Annotated in this window: 21 protein-coding genes and 1 pseudogene; 16 read left to right on the forward strand and 6 right to left on the reverse strand. The window is 72.1% G+C overall.

Features of this window, described 5'->3' with window-relative positions; genetic code table 11:
- The first annotated feature begins 221 nt into the window (after positions 1–221).
- The 4 genes from ABEA43_RS16035 to ABEA43_RS16050 are packed head-to-tail and all read left to right on the forward strand — an operon-like array spanning position 222 to position 3,884.
- Positions 222–1,139, forward strand: coding sequence for an ABC transporter ATP-binding protein (locus ABEA43_RS16035; protein ID WP_345562496.1), 918 nt, complete (start codon positions 222–224; stop codon positions 1,137–1,139).
- Positions 1,140–1,151: 12 nt separating this feature from the next.
- Positions 1,152–1,856, forward strand: a complete 705-nt coding sequence (locus tag ABEA43_RS16040; protein WP_345562498.1) for an ABC transporter permease — start codon at positions 1,152–1,154, stop codon at positions 1,854–1,856.
- 2 nt (positions 1,857–1,858) lie between these two features.
- Positions 1,859–3,244, forward strand: coding sequence for a sensor histidine kinase (locus ABEA43_RS16045; protein WP_345562500.1), 1,386 nt, complete (start codon positions 1,859–1,861; stop codon positions 3,242–3,244).
- On the forward strand, positions 3,237–3,884 hold the full coding sequence (locus ABEA43_RS16050) for a response regulator (RefSeq protein WP_345562501.1): 648 nt from the start codon (positions 3,237–3,239) through the stop codon (positions 3,882–3,884). Before ABEA43_RS16045 ends, ABEA43_RS16050 begins: the two co-directional genes overlap by 8 nt.
- A gap of 93 nt (positions 3,885–3,977) precedes the next feature.
- Here the strand turns inward: ABEA43_RS16050 and ABEA43_RS16055 are convergent, their stop codons facing one another.
- Positions 3,978–4,391, reverse strand: coding sequence for a CoA-binding protein (locus ABEA43_RS16055; RefSeq protein WP_345562502.1), 414 nt, complete (start codon positions 4,389–4,391; stop codon positions 3,978–3,980).
- Positions 4,392–4,535: 144 nt separating this feature from the next.
- On the opposite strand from ABEA43_RS16055, the gene ABEA43_RS16060 reads away from it, so the two are divergent.
- The 3 genes from ABEA43_RS16060 (at position 4,536) to ABEA43_RS16070 (ending at position 6,114) form a co-directional block, all read left to right on the forward strand.
- Positions 4,536–4,892 (forward strand): PRC-barrel domain-containing protein, encoded by a 357-nt coding sequence (locus tag ABEA43_RS16060; RefSeq protein WP_345562504.1) that lies wholly within the window; start codon positions 4,536–4,538, stop codon positions 4,890–4,892.
- A 47-nt stretch (positions 4,893–4,939) separates the two neighbouring features.
- Positions 4,940–5,554, forward strand: a complete 615-nt coding sequence (locus ABEA43_RS16065) for a PadR family transcriptional regulator (protein ID WP_345562506.1) — start codon at positions 4,940–4,942, stop codon at positions 5,552–5,554.
- Between the two features lie 161 nt (positions 5,555–5,715).
- Entirely contained in the window at positions 5,716–6,114 is a 399-nt protein-coding gene (locus ABEA43_RS16070; RefSeq protein WP_345562508.1) for a hypothetical protein, read from the forward strand.
- A 262-nt stretch (positions 6,115–6,376) separates the two neighbouring features.
- On the opposite strand, the gene ABEA43_RS16075 is transcribed toward ABEA43_RS16070, so the two are convergent.
- Positions 6,377–6,973 (reverse strand): NAD(P)-dependent oxidoreductase, encoded by a 597-nt coding sequence (locus ABEA43_RS16075; RefSeq protein WP_345562510.1) that lies wholly within the window; start codon positions 6,971–6,973, stop codon positions 6,377–6,379.
- A gap of 120 nt (positions 6,974–7,093) precedes the next feature.
- Here ABEA43_RS16075 and ABEA43_RS16080 point away from each other — a divergent pair, with 120 nt between their 5' ends.
- Complete coding sequence (locus ABEA43_RS16080; protein ID WP_345562512.1) at positions 7,094–8,263, forward strand: glycoside hydrolase family 1 protein; 1,170 nt, start codon at positions 7,094–7,096, stop codon at positions 8,261–8,263.
- Positions 8,264–8,494: 231 nt separating this feature from the next.
- Here the strand turns inward: ABEA43_RS16080 and ABEA43_RS16085 are convergent, their stop codons facing one another.
- Both ABEA43_RS16085 and ABEA43_RS16090 read right to left on the reverse strand, forming a co-directional pair.
- Positions 8,495–10,693, reverse strand: a complete 2,199-nt coding sequence (locus ABEA43_RS16085) for a glycoside hydrolase family 3 C-terminal domain-containing protein (protein WP_345562514.1) — start codon at positions 10,691–10,693, stop codon at positions 8,495–8,497.
- On the reverse strand, positions 10,674–11,291 hold the full coding sequence (locus ABEA43_RS16090) for a TetR/AcrR family transcriptional regulator (protein ID WP_345562516.1): 618 nt from the start codon (positions 11,289–11,291) through the stop codon (positions 10,674–10,676). The genes ABEA43_RS16085 and ABEA43_RS16090 overlap by 20 nt, the downstream gene beginning before the upstream one ends.
- A 292-nt stretch (positions 11,292–11,583) precedes the next feature.
- On the opposite strand from ABEA43_RS16090, the pseudogene ABEA43_RS16095 reads away from it, so the two are divergent.
- The 4 genes and pseudogenes from ABEA43_RS16095 (at position 11,584) to ABEA43_RS16110 (ending at position 16,176) form a co-directional block, all read left to right on the forward strand.
- A pseudogene (locus ABEA43_RS16095) lies at positions 11,584–12,763 on the forward strand (ABC transporter substrate-binding protein).
- Between the two features lies 1 nt (position 12,764).
- Positions 12,765–13,706, forward strand: coding sequence for an ABC transporter permease (locus ABEA43_RS16100; RefSeq protein WP_345562518.1), 942 nt, complete (start codon positions 12,765–12,767; stop codon positions 13,704–13,706).
- The gene (locus ABEA43_RS16105; protein WP_345562520.1) at positions 13,703–15,385 is read left to right on the forward strand and encodes a dipeptide/oligopeptide/nickel ABC transporter permease/ATP-binding protein; all 1,683 of its coding nucleotides are present in this window, start codon (positions 13,703–13,705) and stop codon (positions 15,383–15,385) included. The genes ABEA43_RS16100 and ABEA43_RS16105 overlap by 4 nt, the downstream gene beginning before the upstream one ends.
- Positions 15,382–16,176: an ABC transporter ATP-binding protein gene (locus ABEA43_RS16110; RefSeq protein WP_345562522.1), complete on the forward strand. Its 795-nt coding sequence runs from the start codon at positions 15,382–15,384 to the stop codon at positions 16,174–16,176. The genes ABEA43_RS16105 and ABEA43_RS16110 overlap by 4 nt, the downstream gene beginning before the upstream one ends.
- On the opposite strand, the gene ABEA43_RS16115 is transcribed toward ABEA43_RS16110, so the two are convergent.
- Both ABEA43_RS16115 and ABEA43_RS16120 read right to left on the reverse strand, forming a co-directional pair.
- Complete coding sequence (locus tag ABEA43_RS16115) at positions 16,149–17,855, reverse strand: family 20 glycosylhydrolase (protein WP_345562524.1); 1,707 nt, start codon at positions 17,853–17,855, stop codon at positions 16,149–16,151. The genes ABEA43_RS16110 and ABEA43_RS16115 overlap by 28 nt on opposite strands.
- A gap of 40 nt (positions 17,856–17,895) precedes the next feature.
- Positions 17,896–18,840, reverse strand: a complete 945-nt coding sequence (locus ABEA43_RS16120) for an SDR family NAD(P)-dependent oxidoreductase (RefSeq protein ID WP_345562525.1) — start codon at positions 18,838–18,840, stop codon at positions 17,896–17,898.
- Between the two features lie 367 nt (positions 18,841–19,207).
- On the opposite strand from ABEA43_RS16120, the gene ABEA43_RS16125 reads away from it, so the two are divergent.
- The 4 genes from ABEA43_RS16125 (at position 19,208) to egtB (ending at position 22,903) form a co-directional block, all read left to right on the forward strand.
- Positions 19,208–19,846 carry an RNA polymerase sigma factor gene (locus tag ABEA43_RS16125; protein ID WP_345562527.1) on the forward strand — a complete coding sequence of 213 codons (639 nt, stop codon included), beginning with the start codon at positions 19,208–19,210 and terminating at the stop codon, positions 19,844–19,846.
- 118 nt (positions 19,847–19,964) lie between these two features.
- Complete coding sequence (locus ABEA43_RS16130; RefSeq protein WP_345562529.1) at positions 19,965–20,204, forward strand: anti-sigma factor family protein; 240 nt, start codon at positions 19,965–19,967, stop codon at positions 20,202–20,204.
- A gap of 150 nt (positions 20,205–20,354) precedes the next feature.
- Positions 20,355–21,614: an ergothioneine biosynthesis glutamate--cysteine ligase EgtA gene (gene egtA / locus ABEA43_RS16135; protein WP_345562530.1), complete on the forward strand. Its 1,260-nt coding sequence runs from the start codon at positions 20,355–20,357 to the stop codon at positions 21,612–21,614.
- Positions 21,611–22,903: an ergothioneine biosynthesis protein EgtB gene (gene egtB, locus ABEA43_RS16140; RefSeq protein ID WP_345562531.1), complete on the forward strand. Its 1,293-nt coding sequence runs from the start codon at positions 21,611–21,613 to the stop codon at positions 22,901–22,903. Before egtA ends, egtB begins: the two co-directional genes overlap by 4 nt.
- The last annotated feature ends 1 nt before the right edge of the window (position 22,904 follow it).

Here is a 22,904-nt window from a genome sequence, read left to right on the forward strand (position 1 = left end):
CATCCCCGCCTTCCACGACACCGCCCATTCCACCGTGGCGCGGCCCGGACGCCCGGGTCCGCTCCGCCACCTCTTCGGCAAGGTCCCGGCAAGACTCCCCAGCACACGGCGGGCGCCTCGGGCCATCAACCGAACGGTGGATTTCCGGATCATCCGCATTCACCCCAGAACATGACCAGCAGGGCGATCCCCATCGTGAGCTGGAAAATCATGATTGATCCATGGCAGTCATCGACGTCACCGGCCTCACCAAGAGGTACGCGGACCACACAGCCCTCGACGGCGTCTCGTTCTCCGTCGAGGAAGGCGAGATCTTCGGCCTCCTCGGCCCCAACGGCGCCGGCAAGACCACCGCCGTCGAATGCGTGGAGGGCCTGCGCCGCGCCGACGGCGGAACCATCCGGGTGCTCGGGCTCGACCCGGTCAACGACGGCCGCGCACTGCGCGAGCACATCGGCGTCCAGCTCCAGGACACGCAACTGCCCGAGAACATCAAGGTCTGGGAGGCGCTCGACCTGTACGCCTCCTTCTACGCCAAGCCGCGCGACTGGCGCGAGCTGCTGACGCAGTGGGGCCTGGCCGACAAGCGCGACGCCCGGTTCGGCAAGCTGTCCGGCGGCCAGAAGCAGCGACTGTTCATCGCCCTCGCCCTGGTCGGCGGCCCGCGCGTGGCCTTTCTCGACGAGCTCACCACCGGGCTCGACCCGCAGGCCCGCCGCGCCACCTGGGAGCTGATCAAGCGGGTCCGCGCGTCCGGCGTCACCGTCGTCCTGGTCAGCCACTTCATGGACGAGGTGGAGGAGCTCTGCGACCGCGTCGCGGTCTTCGACCGGGGCGGCATCGTCGCGACCGGCAGCCCGGCCGAGCTGATCGACGGGATCGACGCCGAGCACGAGCTGCGGTTCACGCTGATGGCGGGGGACGACAGCGACCCGGCCGCCCTGCTGAGCGGCCTGCCCGGCGTCTCGGGCGTGACCCGCGACCGCAACCAGGTGACCGTCACCGGCCGGGGCGACTTCGCCACCGCCGTCACCTCGGCCCTGGCCCGCAACCTCATCCCCGTCGCCGACCTGCGCATCGACAAGCGCACGCTCGAAGACGCCTTCGTCGCCCTGACCGGCCGCTCGATGCACCTCTGAGGAGATCACGACATGTCCGTCATCACCAAGCTCACCACCGTCGAGCTCAAGCTGCTGGCCCGCGAGCCGGGCTCCGTCTTCACGGTCCTCATCCCGCTGTTCATCCTGGTCGTCTTCGGCAGCTCGATCGAGCCGGGCGACACGGTGCTCCTGCCGATGACGCTGGCGATCGCCGTGGGGCTGGTGGGCCTGTACCAGCTGCCCACCACCCTGGCCACCTACCGCGAACGGGGCATCCTGCGCCGCCTGTCCGCCACCCCCGTACGTCCAGGCAGCATGCTGGTGGTGCAGCTCATCATGCAGTTCGTCCTCGCGCTGGCCGCCTGCGGGCTGCTGGTCGCCGTCGCCGGCACCGTCCTGGGCGCGCACATGCCCGCGCAGGCCGGGCCGGTCGCCGCGGCCTTCCTGCTCGGCACCGCCGCGATGTTCGCCGTCGGCCTGCTCATCGCCGCCGTGGCGAAGAACGGGCGGACCGCGAACGGGGTGGGCGTGCTGCTGTACTTCCCGCTGGCCTATCTCGCCGGTCTGATGCAGCCGGCCGACCAGATGCCGGTTATCCTGGCCCGTGTCGGCGAATACACCCCTTTGGGGGCTTTCAGGCAGGCTCTCCAGGACGTCTGGGCGGGCGTGTCGCCGAACCCCCTGCTGCTGGGCGTCATGGCCGCGTACGCGGTGATCATCAGCCTTGCCGCCGCCAGGTTCTTCCGCTGGGAGTGAGGATGACGACAGGGACGGCCGCCCGGCTGGACCGCTGGGAACGGCTGCTGGAGCGGCTCCTGCGCGGAGTCCCGTACCTGCTGCTCGTGGTGTCGATGACGCTGTCCTGGCTCACCGGCGACCGCCCGTGGACGTACCAGCTCGCCACCTTCGGCCTCGCGGCGCTCGCCGCGGCCTGGATGGCGGTGCTCGCCCCGTCCGGCTGGCCCCGCCACCCGAACGTCTACGTGGCCGGCCTGGTCATCCTGATCGGGGTGCTGTGCACGCGCGGGGTGTGGTTCGCCGGCTTCTTCGCCTTCACCGGATATCTCCACTCCTGGAGCATGCTGAGCGGGAAGTGGAGGTTCGCCGGGGTGGCGGCCACCGCGGCGATCAGCGTCACCGCCTACCGGGGCGGCCTGCCGGGCACCCCGGCCGCGATCCTCACGCATGTGTTCTTCGTCGCCGCGATCGTCGCGGTGGTGAGCCTGTTCAGCTTCGTCGGGGACGTCACGGCCGAGCGCAGCGCCGAGCGCAAGCGGATGGTGGCGCGGCTGGAGGAGGCGCTGCGGGAGAACGCCGGCCTGCACGCCCAGCTCCTCGTCCAGGCCCGCGAGGCCGGCGTGCTCGACGAGCGGCAGCGCATGGCAGGGGAGATCCACGACACCCTCGCCCAGGGACTGACCGGCATCATCACCCAGCTCCAGGCGGCCGCCCACACCCACGAGGACCCCTCCTCCTGGCGGCGGCACCTCGACCACGCGATGGGCCTGGCCCGCGAGAGCCTGGCCGAGGCCCGCAGGTCCGTGCACGCCGTCCAGCCGGGGCCGCTGGAGTCCGCTCCGCTGCCCGCCGCGCTCGCCGAGATCGCCGCGAAGTGGTCGGAGCTGACCGGCGTGCGCGCGGAGGTCACCACCACCGGCACGGTACGGTCCCTGCATCCGGAGGTGGAGGCCACCCTGCTCCGCATCGCCCAGGAGGCCATGGCCAACATCGCCAAGCACGCGGGGGCCGCTCGCGCTGGGCTGACGTTGTCGTACATGGAGGATGTGGTCAGCCTGGACGTGCGCGACGACGGGAGCGGCTTCGACCAGGAACGCGCCCTCGACGGGGGCGGCTACGGGCTGGCGTCGATGCGCAAGCGGGTGACCCGCCTGGCAGGCGCCTTCGAGATCGAGTCGGAGCCGGGCGGCGGCACCGCGATCTCCGCCGTCGTCCCCGCGGTCCCCGCCGTCGCCCCTGGAGTCCCCGCGATCCCCGCCGTCGCCCCTGGAGTCCCCGCGGTCCCCGCCGTCATCTCCGCGGTCCCCGCTGTCGCCCCTGGAGTCCCCGCGGTCCCCGCGAATGTCCCCAAGGTCCCCGTCGTCCCCGCCACGTCCGCCGTCACCAGGGAGAGCCCGAGTGCCTGAGGCCCCGATCCGGCTGCTGATAGCCGACGACCATCCCATCGTCCGCGACGGCATCCGCGGCATGTTCGCCGGCGACCCGGGCTTCGAGGTGCTGGCCGAGGCCGGCGACGGCGCCCAGGCGGTCGAGCTGGCCCGGGTCCTGGAGCCGGACGTGATCCTCATGGACCTGCGGATGCCCAGGATGGACGGGGTCACCGCCATCAAGGAGCTGGCCAGGCTGGGCCTCAAGGCGCGCGTGCTCGTCCTGACCACGTACGACACCGACAGCGACGTCCTGCCCGCCATCGAGGCCGGCGCGACCGGCTACCTCCTCAAGGACGCCCTGCGCGAGGAGCTGGTGCGCGCCGTCGCGGCGGCGGCCCGTGGCGAGGCGGCGCTGGCGCCGTCGGTGGCCACCCGCCTGCTCGGCCAGGTGCGCGCCCCCGCCGACCCGCTGAGCGCGCGGGAGCTGGAGATTCTGGGCCTGATCGCGCAGGGCACGACCAACCGGGAGGCGGCCGCCCGCCTGTTCATCAGCGAGGCCACCGTCAAGACGCACGTGCTGCACATCTACGCCAAACTGGGCGTCAACGACCGCGCGGCCGCCGTAGCCGTCGCCTTCCAGCGCGGCCTGCTCCCCTTGAGCCCACCCGCCCCCTGACCAGCCAAGCAGCCCTGACCACCCCTGAGTAGCCCCGGGCAGCCCTCACCAACTCCGGGCCGCCCTTGACCAGCGTCGGTCCGCGCCGGGTCGTCAGGCCCGCAGTGCCCATTCGACTCCTGGGCAGCGGTCCATGACGACCTCCAGGCCGGCGTCGAGCGCCCGCTGGGCCGCGGCCTCGTCGATCACGCCGAGCGGCAGCCAGACCGCCCCCGCACCCGCCGCGATGGCCTCGTCCACCACCCCCGCCGCGAACTCCGAGCGCCGGTACACCCCGACCACGTCCACCCTGCCGGGCACCTCGGCCAGCGAGGCGTATCCGGGCTCCCCGAGCACGGTCCCGGCATCGGGATGAACGGGGACGATCCGCTTGCCCCGCGCTTGGAGCAGGCGCGCCTGGTCGTAGGCGGTGCGCTCCGGGTTGTCGCTCAGGCCCACGAACGCCCACGTCCGCGACCCGTGGAGCAGGCGCTTGATGACGTCCTCTGCGGCGAAACGGTTCTCCATGCTGATGGCAACACGGACGGGCCGCGGGAACTTCCGTCCGCACAAGCTACGCCGCACCCGACGGACTTCCACGGACGGATCACCTCTTCCCCAAGAAACGGCACCGTCCTCCGCGGCCCGCGGGCGGGCGGGTAGGTGGGACTCATGACGATCGAGGGCATGTGGAAGTTCCGCCCGGAGCTCGGGACGCACGAGGGGCTGGAGCTCGTCGACTTCGAGGTGGAGGCGAGCGACGGGAAGATCGGCAAGGTGGACGTGGACAGCAACGAGGTCGGCGACCGCTACCTCGTCGTGGACACGCACCCGTGGCTGTTCGGCAAGAAGGTGCTGCTTCCCGCCGCCACGGTCGAGCGCATCGACCAGGACCACCGCAAGGTGTACGTCTCGCGTACCAAGGAGGAGATCAAGAACGCGCCGGAGTACCACGAGCCCGCGCACGAGGACCCGCGCTACCGCGACGAGGTCGGCGGCTACTACGCGGCGTTCCCCGGCGCGATGTGAGCGAAATCCTCTATACTGCAAAGTGCAATATAGAGGGGAGCATCATTGTGGCTCGGCGTCCTGACCTGGTCGGCCTGACCGTGCTGGCCATGCTTTCGGTACGCGCGGGGCATCCGTACGAGCTGCACCGCTTCATCATCGACACGCACAAGGACTATGTGACGGGGCTGCCCCGGAGCCTCTACCACGCGGTCGAGCGTCTCGCGGGCGAGGAGCTGATCGTGCCGGTCGAGACCAGCAGAGAGGGACGGCGGCCGGAGCGTACGGTCTACGAGATCACCGACGAGGGCCGCAAGGAGCTGTCGACCAGGCTCCGCGGTCTCATCGAGCATCCCGACCCCGACCGCCGTACGTTCACCGCGGCCATCTCCCTCATCGGCACCCTGCCGGTGCCCGCCGCGCTGCGTTCCCTGCGCAGCCGGGCGGCGGCGATCGAGGGCCTGCTGGCCGGGATGGACGGCCAGCTGCGCGCGATGAAGGACAGCGGTCTGCCCGACGTGCTGCTGATCGAGCTCGATTACGAGCACGCGCTGGCCGAGACCGAGCTGGCCTGGGTCCAGCGCGTCATCGCCCGCCTCGAGTCTGGCGAGCTCGACTGGCCGGGCACCCTCAAACAGGACCTGCTGTCGCAGGTGCTCGGCGAGCCTGATCCCAGGCCCTGAGGGCCTGATCCTCACAAAGACGGCCGCCGGGGTGCGTCAACACCCCGGCGGCCGGACATCCGAACAAGGCGCCTGCCCTGTCCGAACTCGCAACTCCAAGGATAGGCGCCACGACCACGAAGGAGTCGCGTCATGTCCGTCCCCACCCCCAGGATGTCGCGATGAGCGGCAAGAAACTGATCGCCGAGGTCGCCGGAATCGTCGAGGCCCCGGTCGCCAAGGTCTTCGACGAGCTGGCGGGCAGGCTGCTGCCCGACGGCAGGCGCGCCGGCCGGTTCACCGTCGAGGATCTGCCCGGCCACACCTCCACCGTGGAGGTCGCCGGCCACGCCATCGCCTTCCAGGGCGGCTGGTGGTACCGGGGCGAGTGGAGCGTCGAGCCGCACCCCGAGGGCGCGTTGCTCGTACACAGGGTCTTCAACGTCGCACAGTGGATGCGATGGGGCGTCCCGCTGGCCAACCGCTTCTTCATCGGCTTCGCCGACAACACCCGCCAGGGCTTCGCCGAACGGCTCGGCCAAATAGGCCGCACACTGGGCTGCCCCACCCGGCTCGCCTAACCCAGGAACGACCGGCCGCTCAGGTTCAGGAGCGGCCGGTTCACCTGGCCCGGGGAGGTCGCGGCCTGGTTGAGGAGCGGCCGGTTCGCCGGACCCGGCGAGGTCGCGGGCCTGGTTCAGGGGCGCCTGGCTCGCCTGGCCCCTGGCGTGCCCTGGACCAGGAGTGGCCGGTGCACCTGGCCCAGGGTGGCCGGCGGGTCCTGGGGCACGGAGGGCCGGTCTCCGAGGGCTGCCGGTGCAGGGTGGCGGCCCCCGGGCCGGGTTACTTGGGGCCGCAGATGCCCTCGGCGCGGCCGATCAGGGTGGGGTCCTCGACGGCGTCGAGCAGGGCCATCGCGTAGTCGGCGCGAGAAAGCTGCATGGCGCCGCCGGTCGCGTTGGCCTCGAAGTCGACGTGCACGCGGCCGGCGCCCGGCTTGTCGTTGAGCATGGTGGCCCGCGCGATGGTCCAGTCGAGGCCGCTGACCTCCAGCATCCCCTCGGCCCGCGCGAGGTCGGCGTAGGCCGTGTGGAAGAACAGCCAGGCCAGGGTGACCGCGAGGCGCGGCCGGGTGGCGGGCACCGAGCGGCTGCTGGTCATCACCAGCCGTGACACCCCGCCGTCCCGCATCGCCGTGATGAGTGTGCGGGCGATGCGGCTGCCGCCGACGGCGGCGATCACGGCGTCCTGGCCGGCCACCGCCTCGCGGACCGCCGCCACGTCGTGCGCGTCGCCCTGGTGCACGCCGGCCAGCCCCGCACGGCCGCCGAGCAGCTCGGGGCGGCGGGCGAACGCGCTGATCTCGTGACCGCGCTCGATGCCCTGAGCGAGGACGTGCTTGCCGGTACGGCCGGTCGATCCGATGACCAAGATCTTCATGTTAGTGCCTCCTTCTATATTGCATTCTGCACTATGGCAGAGCCGCCAAAGCCGAAGCGCGTTAAATTAACCACGTGGTAGATTTTTGCTGACGGCCGTACCACGAGAAGGGCAGGCGGGATGGACCGCGCATTCCCGAAAGGGTTTCTGTGGGGCGCTGCGGGCAGCGCTCACCAGACGGAGGGCAACAACGTCGCCAGCGACCTGTGGGCCCTGGAGAACCGCCCCGGCTCCCCGATGCCCGAGCGCAGCGGCGACGCCTGCGACAGCTACCACCGCTGGCCCGAAGACCTCGACATCGTGCGGTCGCTGGGGCTCGGCGCCTACCGGTTCGGGATCGAGTGGGCGCGCGTCGAGCCGGTGGAGGGGCAGATCTCGCGGGCCGCGCTGGGCCACTACCGCCGGGTGATCGAGGGCTGCCTGGAACGCGGTCTCACCCCGGTGGTGACGCTGCACCACTTCTCCAGCCCGCTGTGGTTCCAGCGGGACGGCGGCTGGCTGGCGGACGCCGCGGTGGCGCGGTTCCGCCGGTACGTGCGCGCGGTCGTGCCGATCCTGGACGGCGTGCGCTGGGTGTGCACGATCAACGAGCCCAACCTGGTGTCGATGATGGCCCGCCTGCTGAAGGACGACCGGCCCGCCGGCGGCGGCGTCGCAGGCGCGCTGCCGCCGCCCGACCAGGCGACCGCCGACGCCCTGGCCGCCGCGCACCGCGCGGCCCGCGAGGAGCTGGCGGGGTTCAGGTCGGGATGGACGATCGCCAGCCAGAACTTCGAGGCGCACGACGGGGCGCACGACGAACGGGACGCCTGGGCGTGGCCGCGCGAGGACCAGTTCATCGAGGTGGCCAAGGGCGACGACTTCATCGGCGTGCAGGCCTACACCCGCGTCCTGATCGGCCGCGAGGGCGCGCTGCCGGTGCCGGACGAGGCCCGCCGCACGCTCACCGGCTGGGAGTTCTACCCGGACGCGCTGGGCGCCGCGGTGCGCTACACCGCCGCGCGAGCCCCCGGCGTGCCGATCCTGGTGACCGAGAACGGCATCGCCACCTCGGACGACGACGAACGAGTCGAGTACACCCGCGGCGCCCTGGCCGGGCTGCACGCCGCCATGGACGAAGGCGCCGACGTCCGCGGCTACCTGCACTGGACGCTGCTGGACAACTACGAGTGGGGCTCGTACGCGCCCACGTTCGGGCTGGTGTCAGTCGACCGGGACACCTTCGCCCGCACCGTCAAGCCGAGCGCCCGCCGGCTCGGCGAGATCGCCCGCACCGGCATCCTCCGCTGAGCGACTGCCTTCGAACTCGTCCGGGCTCATGCCGCCTGACGGCGTGCCGCCGAAGCGCTCTCCTCTCTCGGCCGGATCGCCGGCCTGCCGGCATCCTGGGTGCTCCCTGGCGCACCTCACCAGCCCAAGTGAGCGAGGCGGTCCAGTCGGCGTCGGCCGGCATCGACACGTGAACCCGGCGATCCACTCGATGATCATCGCCTTGCGCGGCATCGTTCAGCAGACTCACCCTCACGGCGTTGCGGTGACCGCGCCGGTGTCCGGTGCCGGGGCGGCGTCCGTACCGGAGTCCTGGGCCAGGGCGGCGACGAGGGCGTCCACCACCTCGGTGGACAGCCCCACGCCGAACGTGGCGAACTTGGCCAGCGGCACGCCCAGCGCCAGCCGCATCAGCGCCGGGTCCGCCGGTGCGGCGCCCGGCTTCAGCGCGGCGCGCAGCACCTCGCCGCCCCGCGGATGGGCGAGCCATTCGCCCAGCGTGGACATCCTGCTCAGCGTCCCGACGTAGCCGTCGCCCGGCGTGGTCAGCTCGGCGCGCAGGCGGATGTCCCGCGAGGAGGCCCCGACCTCGACCGTGAAGGTGCCGGGATCGACCTGCCAGCCGTGCCGGCGTACCGACCACCGCGCCAGGTCCCGTTCGGTGAGCGCGAACCGCACCCGCTCGCTCTCGCCCGGCTCCAGGCTCACCTTGGCGAAGCCGCGCAGCTCGTGGCGCGGCCGGTCGCCGTCGAAGGCCAGGTAGAGCTGGACGACCTCCTGCGCGAAGCGGTCGCCGGCGTTGGTGACGGTCACCTCGACGCCGTCCAGCGCGGCCTGGAGATCGGAGTAGTCGAAGCGGGAGTACGTCAGGCCATGGCCGAAGGGGTAGGCGACCTCGACGTCGAGGGTGTCGTAGTGGCGGTAGCCGACGTAGCGGCCCTCGCCGTACACGACCACGCCGTCACTGCCCGGGAAGTGCAGGTGGGAGGGCACGTCGGCGAGCCGGAGCGGGATGGTCTCGGTGAGCCGGCCGGACGGGCCGCACACGCCGGTCAGCAGGTCGGCGATCGCCGCGCCGCCCGCCTGGCCGAGCAGCCAGCCCTCCAGGATCGCCGTGGCCGAGTCGCGCCACTCGGCCACCGAGACCACGCCGCCGTTGGACAGCACGACGACGACCTCCTCGCACACGTCCGCCACCGCGCGCAGCAGTGAGACCTGGTCGGCGGGCAGGTCGATCGTGGTGCGGTCGAACCCTTCGGACTCGGCGTGCTCGGGCAGGCCGAGGAAGACCAGCGCCACCTCCGACCCGGCCGCCAGCGCGACGGCCTCCTCGCGCAGCCCGGCGCCGGGCCCGCCGTCCAGCCGGTAGCCGGCGGCGAACGGCGGCTCGCCCAGGGCCTGCCAGGCGTTCTCGAGCCGGGTCGGCGTCACGTGCGAGCTGCCGCCGCCCTGGTAGCGCGGGGTGCGGGCCAGCTCGCCCAGCACGCACACGCGCCGGCCGGGCCGCAGCGGCAGCACGCCGCCGTCGTTCTTCAGCAGCACGGCCGACTGCCTGGCCGCCTCGCGGGCCAGCTCGTGGTGGGCCTCGGCGTCCCAGCCGTCGAAGCGGGCCCGGCCCTCCGTGCGCCGGACGAGCTGGATGAGGCGGGTCACGGCCTGGTCGAGGATCTTCTCCTCCAGGCGCCCGGCGCGTACGGCCTCGGTGATCTGCTCGTCGGTGCCGGTCGGCGGCATCTCCAGGTCGAGCCCGGCCGCCAGCGCGGCGACGCGGTCGTTGACCGCGCCCCAGTCGGAGACCACCAGCCCGTCGAAGCCCCACTCCGCGCGCAGCACCTCGGTCAGCAGCCACCGGTGCTGGCTGGCGTACACGCCGTTGACGCGGTTGTAGGAGCACATGACGGTGTACGGCCGCGCCTCGCGCACGATGTGCTCGAAGGCGGGCAGGTAGATCTCGCGCAGCGTCCGCTCGTCGACCTCGGCGCTGACCCGCATGCGGTCCGTCTCCTGGTTGTTGACCGCGAAGTGCTTGAGCGACGCGCCGACGCCCAGGGACTGGATCCCGGTGACCATCGCCGCGCCCATCACGCCGGTCAGGTGCGGATCCTCGGAGAAGTACTCGAAGTTGCGCCCGCACAGCGGCGAGCGCTTGATGTTGACCCCGGGCCCGAGCAGCACGTTCACCCCGAGCGCGGCCGCCTCGCGGGCCAGCGCCGCGCCCACTTCGCGGGCCAGCCGCGGGTTCCAGGAGGAGCCGAGCGCCACGGCGGGCGGGAAGCACGTGGCGGGGACGCTGTCGTGCAGGCCGAGCGCGTCGCCGCTCCGCCGCTGCACGCGCAGCCCGTGCGGCCCGTCGGCGAGGGTGAGCGCGGGCACGCCCGCCGCGGCGGTGGTGTGCCAGGTGCCGCTGCCCGAGGTGAGCGACGCCTTCTCCTCAAGGGTGCGGTCGGTCATCGAGGTCCAATCCGAGCTGGTTGAGATAGGTGACGACGGAGGCGCGCATGTCGACCTCGTCCGGGTCCAGCAGCCACTGGGTCTGCAGGCCGTCGACCAGGGCCAGCAGCTGCTGGGCGACGGAGTCGGGGTCGTGCCCGATCGGCGGCGTGGCGCGCGCGAACAGGATCCGCATCAGCCAGGCCGTGCCCTTGCGCAGGCGGCGGTAGCGCTGGACGAAGTAGTCGTGGGCCGGGTGGCTGGGGTCACTGGCCTCGCCCGAGATCTTCACGAACAGGCCGACGAGCCCCGGCGTGCGCATGTTGAACGTGAGCTGGTCGAGGTGCCGTTCGAGCAGCTTGTCCGGGTCGGTGTCGCCGGTCTGGGTCTGCTCGGCGGCCATCTCCTCGCGGCGGGTGAGCACCTGGATGAGCAGCTCGTCCTTGCCGGGGAAGTGATGCAGCAGCCCGGCGTGGGTCATCCCCGCGTGCGCCGCGATGTCCCGTAGCGAGACGGCGTAGAAGCCGGAGCGGGAGAACAGCTCCATGGCCGAGTCGAGGATGCGCTCACGCGTGCGCTGACCCTTGGTTCCCCGGCGTGGTGTCGGCGTTTTCTGCACGACGTTAAATCTACCAGGTGGTTAGTTTTGTGTGTATGCTCACCCGCAAATCCGAGACGGAGTGAGCGCCATGAAGAGATCCGCCGCGCTGGCCGCCCTGCTGGCCATCGCGCTCACCGGCTGTTCCGGGGCCGGAGACGCGGCGCCGGCCGCCGCCCAGGCCCTGAACATCGCCACGATGACCCTGCCGCAGAGCCTGGACCCCAAGGACGCCAACGGCAGCGCCCTGCCCTTCTTCCAGGCGGTCTACGACACGCTCGTCAAGCGGGCCCCCGACGGCACGTACGGTCCGATGCTCGCCTCCGGGTGGGCCTACAACAAGGACAAGACCGAGCTCGCGCTCACCCTGCGCGCCGGCGTGAAGTTCGACGACGGCGCCCCGTTCGACGCCGCCGCCGTCAAGGCGGCCCAACCCCGCGCTGCTCTACTACCTCAGCGACGCCGCCGGGCTGATGGCCAACCCCGCCGACTTCGCCAAGGGCGAGTCGCTGAAGACCAAGCCGAGCGGCACCGGGCCGTACGACCTGGACCAGCAGCAGACCGTCATCGGCACGAAGTGGGCCTTCACCAGGGCGCCCGGCTACTGGGGCGACAAGCTGCCCTACGACTCGGTCACCATCAGCTACTTCGACAACGAGACCGCCATCGTCAACGGCGTCAAGACCGGCCAGCTCAACGCCGCCCTCATCCAGGACGCCGACCAGCAGATCAGCGTCGAGGGCGACCCGAACGTCAAGACCACCAAGCAGGACTTCGACTTCCAGGGCCTCATGCTGTTCGACCGGTCCGGCGCGGTCACCCCGCAGCTCAAGGACCCGCGGGTGCGCCAGGCGCTCAACTACGCGATCGACCGCCAGACGATGCTGGCCAAGATCCGCCAGGGCCGCGGCACGGTCACCAGCCAGGTCTTCGGCCCCACGTCCGCCGGCTACAAGCCCGAGCTGGACGGCTACTACACCTTCGACCAGGCCAAGGCCCGCCAGCTGCTCAAGGAGGCCGGCCTGGAGGGCGGCTTCACCCTCAAGCTGCCGCGCATCCCCGCGATCGTGACGGACGCGCTGGCCGCCTCGCTCCAGACCGACCTGGGCGCGGTCGGGGTGAAGGTGGTGTGGGAGGACATCGACGCCGGCTCCGCCGTCCAGCGCATCTTCAAGGACCGGGCCTACTCCGCCATGGTCATGAACATGGGCCAGTCCCCGGCCGACTGGGTGGTCATCGGCGATCTGGTCCTGCCGGGCGCGTTCAACATGTTCGGCTACACCGACGACACCGTGAAGGCGCTGCTGCCCGCGATCCAGCGGGACGGGGCCGCGAAGGACGTACAGGCGCTCAACCAGCACCTGGTCGAGGACGGCTGGTTCCTGCCCTTCTACCGGATGACGTATCTGCACGTCTCCGACGGCAGCGTGCGCATCACTCCCCAGGACGGCATGGCCGTGCCCGCGATCTACAACTACGCTCCCGCGCGCTGACATGCTCGCTTTCGTCGTACGCAGGATCGCGGCCGGGATCTTCCTGGTGCTCGTGATCTCGCTGCTCTCCTACACCCTGCTGTCCATCCCGCACATCGACGTGGGCCGCCAGCTCCTCGGCCAGAGCGCGGCCCAGGACCTCGTGGACGCCAAGAACGCCGCGCTCGGCCTGGACCGCCCCGCGCTGGTGCAGTACCTGGACTGGCTGGCGGGCGCCGTCCGCGGCGACTTCGGCACCTCCTGGTTCACCAGCGAGAACGTGGTCCGGGCGATCGCCAACCGGCTGCCCGTCACGCTCAGCCTGATGCTCGGGGTCACCCTGGTCACGGCGGTGTCGGCGGTCCTGCTCGGGATCTGGGCGGGCGTGCGCCGCGGCGCCGTGGACCGGTTCGTGCAGGTGTTCGCCGTCGTTGGCTACGCCCTGCCGGGGTTCCTGGTCACGCTGGTCATCGTCCTGGTCTTCGCCGTACGGCTGCGCTGGTTCCCCGCCATCGGGTACGTCGGGCTCGGCCGGTCCTTCACCGGCTGGCTGTCCACCGTGACGCTGCCGGTCCTCTCGCTCTCCATCGGCTCCATCGCCGGCGTCGCGCAGCAGGTCAGGGGGTCGGTCATCGACGTCATGCGGCAGGACTACGTGCGCACCCTGCGGGCCCGCGGCCTGCCGCCGCGCCGGATCGTCTTCCTGCACGTCGTCCGCAACGCCTCGGCCCCCGCGCTCGCGGTGCTCGGCATGCAGTTCGTCGGCCTGCTCGGCGGGGCCGTCCTGGTGGAGCAGATCTTCGGGCTGCCCGGCATCGGCAGCATGACCGTCAGCTACACCACCCGAGGCGACATCCCGGTCATCATGGCGCTGGTCATGTTCACTGTGATCGGCGTGATCCTGATCAACCTCGTCGTCGACATCCTGATCGGGTGGCTCAATCCGAAGGCGAGGATCGCATGAGACATCCCTTGGGCGTGCTGTCCGGGCTGCTGCTCGCGGCCGTCGTGCTGGCCGTGCTGCTCGCGCCCGTGCTCAGCGCGCACGACCCCGGGGTGTCCAGCCTGCGCGACGCCTTCGAGGGCCCGGCCGCCGGGCACCCGCTCGGCTTCGACTCGGCCGGGCGCGACGTGCTGGCCAGGCTGCTGTACGGCGGGCGCAACACCCTCGGCGGCGCGCTGATCGCGCTCGTGGTGGCGCTGCTCCTCGGCGTGCCGGCCGGGCTGGTGGCCGGATATTACGGCGGCTGGTTCGACTCGGCCGCGTCGTGGCTGGTCAACCTGGTGATGGCGCTCCCGGCGATGGTGGTGCTGCTGGCCTCGCGCGCCATCCTCGGCTCCGACGTCTGGGTCCTCATGGTGGTGCTCGGCTTCCTGGTCGCGCCCAGCTTCTACCGGCTGGTACGCGGCATCGTCGCCAACGTGCGCAGGGAGCTGTACATCGACGCCGCCCGCGTCTCCGGCCTGAGCGACGCCCGGATCATGGCCAGGCACGTCCTCGTCGTCGTCCGCGCGCCGATCATCATCCAGGTGGCGCTCGTCGCCGGGATCGCCATCGGCCTGCAGGCGGGGCTGGAGTTCCTCGGCATCGGCAGCGGCGACGCCCCCACCTGGGGCGCGATGCTCAACGAGGCGTTCAAGAACATCCAGCGCGCCCCCATGCTGATGCTCTGGCCCGGGCTGGCGCTCGGCCTCACCAGCGGCGCGCTGGTCCTGCTCGCCGCCGGCCTGCGCGACCTGCTCGAAGACCGCGGCACGGCCTCTGCCCCCACCCGCGAGACAGCGGCCGCGACGGTTCGCGCCCCGGCCACCGGGGACCGCGCCGCTGCCGGGACGGTCGGCGCCCCGGCCGCCGGGGATCGGGCCGAGCTGCTGTCGGTACACGACCTGGCCGTCTCCTACGCCTCCGGCGAGGTCGTCCACGGCGTGGACCTCGACGTACGGGCTGGAGAGATCGTCGGGCTGGTCGGCGAGTCCGGATCGGGCAAGACCCAGACCGCCTTCTCCATCCTCGGCATCCTGCCCGAAGGCGGCCGCGTCTCGCGCGGCAGCATCACGATCGGCGGCAAGGAGATCGTCGGCCTGCCCGAGCGCGAGCACCGCGCGCTGCGCGGCACCATCGTCGCGTACGTGCCGCAGGAGCCGATGAGCAACCTCGACCCCGCCTTCACCGTCGGCCACCAGCTCGTCGAGCCCCTGCGCTACAAGCTCGGCCTGAGCAGGGCGGCGGCCCGGCGGCGCGCGCTCGACCTGCTGAGCCTGGTCGAGATCACCGACCCGCGCCGCACCTTCGGCAGCTATCCGCACGAGATCTCCGGCGGCATGGCCCAGCGCGTCCTGATCGCCGGGGCCATGTCGTGCGAGCCCGCGCTGCTCATCGCCGACGAGCCCACGACCGCGCTCGACGTACGGGTCCAGACGGAGGTCCTCGACCTGCTGCGCAGGCTGCAGCGCGAACGCGACCTCGGCGTGCTGCTCGTCACCCACAACCTCGGCGTCGTCGCCGACCTGTGCGACCGCGTCGCCGTCATGCGCGCGGGCCGCATCGTCGAGACCGGCGCCGCCGAGCACGTCCTCAGCGCGCCGCAGGACCCCTGCACCCGCAAGCTGCTCGCCGCCGTGCTCCCCCTGGAGGTCGCGTGAACCCGCTGCTCGCCGTCGAGGACCTGCACGTCGGCTTCCCCGGCAAGGGGTGGCGGGCCCCACGCGTCGAGGTCCTGCGCGGCGTGAGCCTGGACATCGCCGCCGGCGAGACGCTGGGCCTGGTCGGCGAGTCAGGGTCGGGCAAGACCACGCTCGGCCGGGCGATACTCGGGCTCGTCCCCATCGCGTCCGGAACGGTCACCTTCGCCGGCGAACGCCTCGACCAGGCCGGGCGCAGGCGAAGGAGAGCGCTCAGCCGCGACCTCCAGGTCATCTTCCAGGACCCGTACACCTCGCTGAACCCCTCGCGGACGATCGGCGACACGCTGTCGGAGCCGCTGCTCGGGCACGGGCTGCCGGCCCGCGAGGCCCGCGACCGGGTCGGCGCGCTGCTCGAACGCGTGCACCTGCCCGCCGACGCCGCCCGGCGGCTGCCGCGCGAGTTCTCCGGCGGCCAGCGCCAGCGGGTGGCGATCGCCCGCGCGCTCGCCATCGACCCCCGCCTGATCGTGTGCGACGAGCCGGTCTCGGCGCTCGACCTCACCACCCAGAAGACCGTCCTGGACCTGCTGCTGGAGATCCAGGAGCAGACGGGCGTCGCCTACCTGTTCATCTCGCACGACCTCGGCGTGGTGCGTTTCATGAGCCACCGGGTCGCGGTCATCCACCACGGGGAGATCGTGGAGAGCGGCGACGCGGCGAGCGTGACGGCCGAGCCGCAGCACCCCTACAGCAGGGGACTGCTGCTGGCCGCCCGCCGCTTTCAGCTGAACAGCTCCTTGGAGCGGTAGAAGCCGCCCCATCCCAGCCGCTCCCACCAGCCCGCGTGGGCGCCGAGCCGGTCCCGGTAGTCGTCCCACTCCGTGGCCTGCGGCGTCCACGCCTTCTCCGCGATGCCCGGCAACCGGGGCAGCAGCAGGAACGCCAGGTCGTCGAAGCCGGTGACGCTCTCGCACCAGATCGCCGCCTCCACCCCGGCCAGCCGGGCGCCTTCGGGGATCTCGGCCAGCTCGCCGGGCCGCCAGCCGAACAGCTCCCTCGTGGTGCGCGGCGTGTAGTGCGGCATGCCCACCTGGGTCCGCCTGGCCGTCTGCCCGTCCAGCGTGGAGTCCTCGGCGTAACGCCGGTCGAGGTAGAGCACCCGGCTGGGCGAGGCGAGCACCCAGGCGCCCGCCGCGACCGCGGCCGGGGCGTCCTCCGGCGTCCTGGCGAAGGACTCGGCCACGATGTCGATCAGCGGATGGTGCTCGGCGGGGGCGGACGCACGGGCCCGGTCCGCGTCGAACGCGTCGCCGTCGCCCACCCAGCACTGCGCCACGTCCCGCGACGTGAGCGCGCCCGACCTGGCCGACTCCTGCCAGGCGACCACCCGCTTGCCCGTGGCCCTGCCCAGCTCCAGCGCCCGCGCCACGAACGCGGCGTACAGATCGTGCGGCATGCCGAACGCCTCGTCCCCGCCGACGTGCAGGTACGCGCCCGGCGTCAGCTCGGCCAGCCGGCCCAGGACGTCGGCGGCGAAGTCGTGCGCCGCCCCGGCCCTCGGGTCGAGGTAGCGCAGCAGCGGATGCGCGGGCTCGTCCGTGCCGGCCAGCTCGGGCCGGGCGCGGATCGCGGCCTGCGCGTGGCCGGGCATGTCGATCTCGGGCACCACCGTGACGAAGCGCGCCGCGGCGTAGGCGACCAGCTCCCGGTAGTCGCCGGCCGAATAGAACTGCGGGCCGTCGCCGTTGCGGGTGGCGTCGCCGTTCGGCCAGTTGCGCTCGTCGGTCAGCTCGGGACGGCCGGCGATCTCCAGCCGCCACGCCTGGCTGTCGGTGAGGTGCAGGTGCAGCACGTTGAACTTGTACAGCGCCAGCAGGTCGATGACCCGCTTGACCTGGGCGACGGGGAAGAACCTGCGGACGACGTCGAGCGACAGGCCGCGCCAGCGGAGTGCGGGGCCGTCCACGACGTGCACGCCAGGGACCGTCCGATCCTGGCGGATGAGCTGGGCGAAGGTGGTCGCGCCGCGGAACAGCCCGTCCGCCGAACCGGCGGTCACCGTGCCGCCGTTCGGGCCGCCGTCCGTGCCGACGTTTGGGCCGCCGTTCGGGCCGCCGTCCGTGCCGACGTTTGGGCCGCCGTTCGTGCAGCCGTTCGTGCCGACGTTTGGGCCGCCGTTTGGGCCGACGCGCAGCTCGTACCGCTCATCCGCCTTGTCGTCGCGGCCCCACGGGTCCAGCCCGCGTGCGGCCGCCGCCCCGGCGGCCACCGGCCCGATCCGCAACAGGAGATCAGCTGCCTCGGCTCTTGGCCCGGTCACTTCGGCCGTCGCGGCCAGGCCGTGCAGGCGGGTCAGCAGGCCGGCGACGGTCTCGGCGAGCCCGAGCAGGTCGCCGGACGGCACTCCGACGCGCAGCCGCGGGCCCAAGGTGAGCCCGGCCGCGGTGAGCTCGCATCGCTGGGGGAGGGGGACAAGCGGGATCGTCATGCACATTTCCTACCACATGGTAAGTAATGCGCGGCGGCCCCTACGCGGCGAAGGCGTCGAGGCCGGTCAGATCGGCCGAAAGCCGCCACAACCGCGCGGCCTCTTCCCGGTCGACCGCCCAGGCCGCGACCCCGCTGCTCAGGGTCGCGCCCGCCGCGGCGGGCTCGGCGACCTCGCAGTCCTCGCAGTAGAGACCGCCCAGCCCGGCCAGTTGCGGGGAGGTGGCCGCCCACACCTGCGTGGCCGCGCCCGCCGCCACCGGCTTCCAGCCGGCGATCGTGGCCGTCAGCGCGGCCAGCTCCTCGTCGCTCATGTGACGGGCGAGCGACGTGTCGGCGATGGCGCCCGGGTGCACCGCGAACGCCCGTACGCCCGCCGCCGCGCCCAGGGCGTCGAGGTGCACGGCGAACAGCACGTTGGCGGTCTTGGCCTGCCCGTAGGCCTGCCACTTGTCGTACCCCCGCTTGAACTGCACGTCGTCCCAGCGGATCCCCGAGAGCTGGTGCCCGTTGGAGGAGACCGCCACCACGCGCGCCCGTCCCCGCTCGATCGCCGGCCAGAGCCGGTTCACCAGGGCGTGGTGGCCGAGGTGGTTGACCGCGAACTGCGCCTCCCAGCCCGGCCCCACCCGGGTCTCCGGGCTGGCCATGATCCCCGCGTTGTTGATCACCAGGTGCAGGTCCCGCCCCGACGCCAGGAATCGCTCGGAGAACTCCCGCACGCTCTCCAGGTCCGCCAGGTTCAGCCTGCCGACCTCCACGCCGTCGATGCCGGCCAGGGCCTCCTGCGCCGCCGCGGGCCGCCGTGCCGGAACGATCACCCGGGCCCCAGCGCCGGCCAGCGCCCGCGTGGTCTCCAGGCCCAGGCCCGAATAGCCGCCCGTGACGATGGCGAGCCGGCCGGACAGGTCGAGGCCGCGCAGAACCTCCTCCGCGGTGCTGTCCACGCCGAATCCGGAGCCGATCTTGTGCTGCTGCATGCTCATGGACGCGACCGTACGACCTGGAGTCGGCTCCAGGTCAATTCGTGCTAGGCACGTCAGACGGCAGGCGCTGAGCCGATGCCGCCACAGTAGTAAGACATGGCCGCCACGACAGACCGCCGCCGCGTGCGGGCGAAGGGCCCGGCCGCCGGCCGTCCCGGCCCCGGTTTCCGCCGGTGACGGAGGTTGTTCCGGGTGTCGTCAGGACAAATCCTCCGAGAATACGCACAGACTTTGCCTCACCCGCGGGACCCGGGATTGTCAGTGGGAACGAATAACCTGGGCGGTGTCGTCCCGCCGGGGGGCGACACGGGCTCCGGCCCGGCCTGATGTCATGGATGTCCCAGCGTTCGACCGGAGGGAAGCGATCGTGCGGTCTTTCGCGGGCGGAGTGCTGCCCCCGGATGACGTCGTCGTCACGGCTCTGCGCGCAGGAGACGAGGCGATGTTCGCGGCACTGCTCGACACCTGGTCCGGAGGCATGCTGCGCGTCGCCAGGTCCTATGTGACCACCGACTCCTTCGCCGAGGAGGTCGTCCAGGACACGTGGCTGGCGGTGATCGGCGCGATCGACGACTTCGAGGGGCGTTCCTCGGTCAAGACGTGGGTCTACCGCATCCTGATCAACACCGCGAAGAAACGCAGCCTGCGCGAGAGCCGCACACTGCCGTGGAGCTTCTTCGAGCCGGACGGCGACCACGGCGGCGGCCAGTGGCTCGGCCCGGTGCCCGAAGGGGGCTGGCAGGAGGCGCCCGCGGCCTGGCCGACGCCCGAGGGCGAGGCGCTGGCTGCGGAGATGCGCGGGCTGATCGCCGAGGCGCTGGCCAGGCTGCCGCCGCGGCAACGGGTCGTGATCACGCTGCGCGACGTGGAAGGATATTCCTCCGACGAGGTGTGCGAGATCCTGGAGATCTCCGCGGCCAACCAGCGGGTGCTGCTGCATCGCGCCCGTGAGGCGGTGCGGGGCTGGCTCGCAGACTACTTTGAGTCCGTGAAGCAGCCGGAATAGCCGGCGGCTGCGTCCCATCTGAAATACGGCCACGATCGTTTCGCGAACCCCCTTCCGGTCCGTGGAGCGGCACAATAAGTGAAACGGTTCATTCCAGTAGATAAGGGCGGTCAACGTCGTGAAGCGGTTCACCTGCGACGAACTGGTGGAGCTCATCACCGCGTACCTCGAACTCGCCCTCGACTCGGCCGAGCGCGACGGCGTACGCGCGCATCTGGCCTGCTGCGAGGGATGCCGCCGCTACGTCGAGCAGTTCCGTGCGAGCATCAGGGCCCTCGCCGACCCGCCGCCGGAGAAGCTGCCCGCAGACGTGCGCGACCGGCTGATGTCGACTTTCCGGGAGCGGCGCCACTCCTAGCCGTCACCCCTGTTGCCGCACGTCAGCGTGCTCTGATTCCCCTTCTTCCGGCTGTGTGCCGGTCATCCCCGTCCGTCCCATGAAAATCCGTCTGTAACGATCGCGCGGTTCGCGGGTCTGTAGATCTATGCGCCACGCGATGGAAAGACGATGAGCGGATTGACGGCCGAGAGCACACCGCTGCTGGACGCCTCGGAGGTGGCGGACTTCGCGCGCCGGTGCTTCCACCCCTCCACCGCGGACCTGGTGGGCGTTGAGCTGGAGTTCCTGGTCTTCGACAGCACGGCGGCCGGCCGGCACGTCCCCCTGGCCAAGGTGCAGCGGGCCCTGCCCGCGCTGCCGGGCGGCAGCCGGGTGACGTTCGAGCCGGGCGGCCAGCTCGAACTGTCCGGACCGGTGGGCGCGCTGCCCGACGCTCTCTCCCGGATGGCGGCCGACGTGGCCGCCGTGCGCGACGCCCTGCGTGCGGAGGGGATGGCGCTGGCAGGGGTCGGCCTCGACCCGCTGCGCCCGGCCCGCCGCCAGCTGACCCTGCCCCGGTATGAGGCGATGGCCGAGTTCCTCGGCGTGCCCTACGGCCCGCTGATGATGTGCTCGACCGCGTCCGTCCAGGTCAACCTGGACCTGGGGGAGCGGCCCGCGGAGCGCTGGTGGCGGGCGCACGCGCTCGGCCCGGTGCTGATGGCGTCCTTCGCCAACTCGCCGCTGTCCGGGGGGCGGCCGAGCGGCTGGATGTCCGGCCGCCAGGCCGTCTGGGACCACCTCGACCGCTCCAGGACCGCACCCGTGCCCGCCAACGGAGACCCCGCCGCAGACCCCGCCGCCGACTGGGCCGAATACCTGCTGAACGCCCGGCTCATGCTGATACGCGAGGACGACGAACGCTATCGCCCGGTACGCGATGGCTCGACGTTCCGCGACTGGCTCGAATCCGGCGGCGGGCGCCGGCCCACCGCCGAGGACCTGGCCTACCACGCCACGACGCTCTTCCCGCCCGTGCGTCCCAGGGGCTGGCTGGAGATCCGCTACCTCGACGCCCAGCACCCGGCGACCTGGCCGGTGTGCGTGGCCGTGACCCACGCCCTCATCGCCGACGACCGGGCCGCCAACGCCGCGCTGGCCGCCGTCGAGCCGTCCGCTGGGCCTGCCGGGGGGACGTACCGGGCGTCGTGGGAGGTGGCGGCGCGGTGCGGGCTGGCCGACCCCGGCCTGCGCCGGGCCGCGGAGACGTGCTTCCGCGCCGCGCTGGAGGCGCTCCCGCGCCTGGGCGGGGACGCGGCGCTGGCCGGGGCGGTCGCCGCGTTCGCCGACCGGCACGTGACGACCGGCCGCTCCCCGGCGGCCGACCTGATGATTCCGACGCCGGGACGGCGCGTCCCGGCCTGGCTTAACGACGAAGGACGCCGATGAACGACTTCAAGGAGCGGATCGCGGCCGAGCTCATCGCGGTGCGCGACCGGTCTCTGGCCTACACCGAGGCGGAGGACGACCTGCTGGTACGCCAGCATTCGCCCCTCATGTCCCCGCTGGTGTGGGATCTGGCGCACGTGGGCAACTACGAGGAGCTCTGGGTGCTGCGCGAGGCCGGGGGCATCACGCCGCTGCGTCCCGAGATCGACGACATCTACGACGCCTTCAAGACCCCGCGCAAGGACCGCCCCAGCCTGCCGTTCCTGGGCCCGGCCGAGGCCCGCCGCTACATCGAGGGCGTACGCGGGCGCGTCCTCGACGTCCTCGACGCGGTCGACCTGGACGGGCCCGCTCCGCTGCACCGCGACGGCTTCGTGTTCGGCCTGGTGATCCAGCACGAGCACCAGCACGACGAGACCATGCTCGCCACGCTGCAACTGTCGGGCCAGCCGGGCCTGGTGCGCGAGGGCGAGCTGCCGAAGGGCCGGGGTGCGGGTCCCGGCGAGGTGCACGTGCCGGCGGGCTCGTTCCTCATGGGCACCGGCACGCTGCCCTGGGCCTACGACAACGAACGGCCCGCCCACCGGGTGGACCTGCCCGGCTACTGGATCGACCGGCTCCCGGTCGGCAACGAGGCCTACATGGCGTTCATCGCGGAGGGTGGCTACGACGACCCGCGCTGGTGGACGGCGGAGGGCTGGCAGTGGCGGCAGCGCAGCGGGGTGACCGCGCCGCTGTTCTGGGTCAGGGACGGGGACGCCTGGTGCCGTACCCGGTTCGGCAGGACCGAGCCGGTGCCGCTGGACGAGCCGGTCCAGCACGTCTCCTGGTACGAGGCCGACGCCTACGCCCGCTGGGCGGGCAAGCGGCTGCCCACCGAGGCCGAATGGGAGAAGGCGTGCGGCTGGGACCCGGCGGCCGAGCGGGCGCGCCGCTACCCGTGGGGCGAGGACGGTCCGACCCCCGAGCTCGCGAACCTGGGCCACCGCGCCGCCCACCCCGCCCCGCTGGGCGCCTACCCGGCGGGGGCCAGCGCGTACGGGGCCGAGCAGATGGTGGGCGACGTGTGGGAGTGGACCTCGTCCTGGTTCCATCCCTATCCCGGCTTCCGCAGCTTCCCGTACAAGGAGTACAGCGAGGTGTTCTTCGGCGAGGAGTACCGGGTGCTGCGCGGTGGCTCGTGGGCGGCCGACCCGGCGGCGGTGCGGACCACGTTCAGGAACTGGGACTATCCGATCCGCCGGCAGATCTTCACCGGCTTCCGCTGCGCCCGTTCCGAGCAGGTCTGAG

The organism is Nonomuraea rosea (genome assembly GCF_039539705.1).
Taxonomy (GTDB): domain Bacteria; phylum Actinomycetota; class Actinomycetes; order Streptosporangiales; family Streptosporangiaceae; genus Nonomuraea; species Nonomuraea rosea.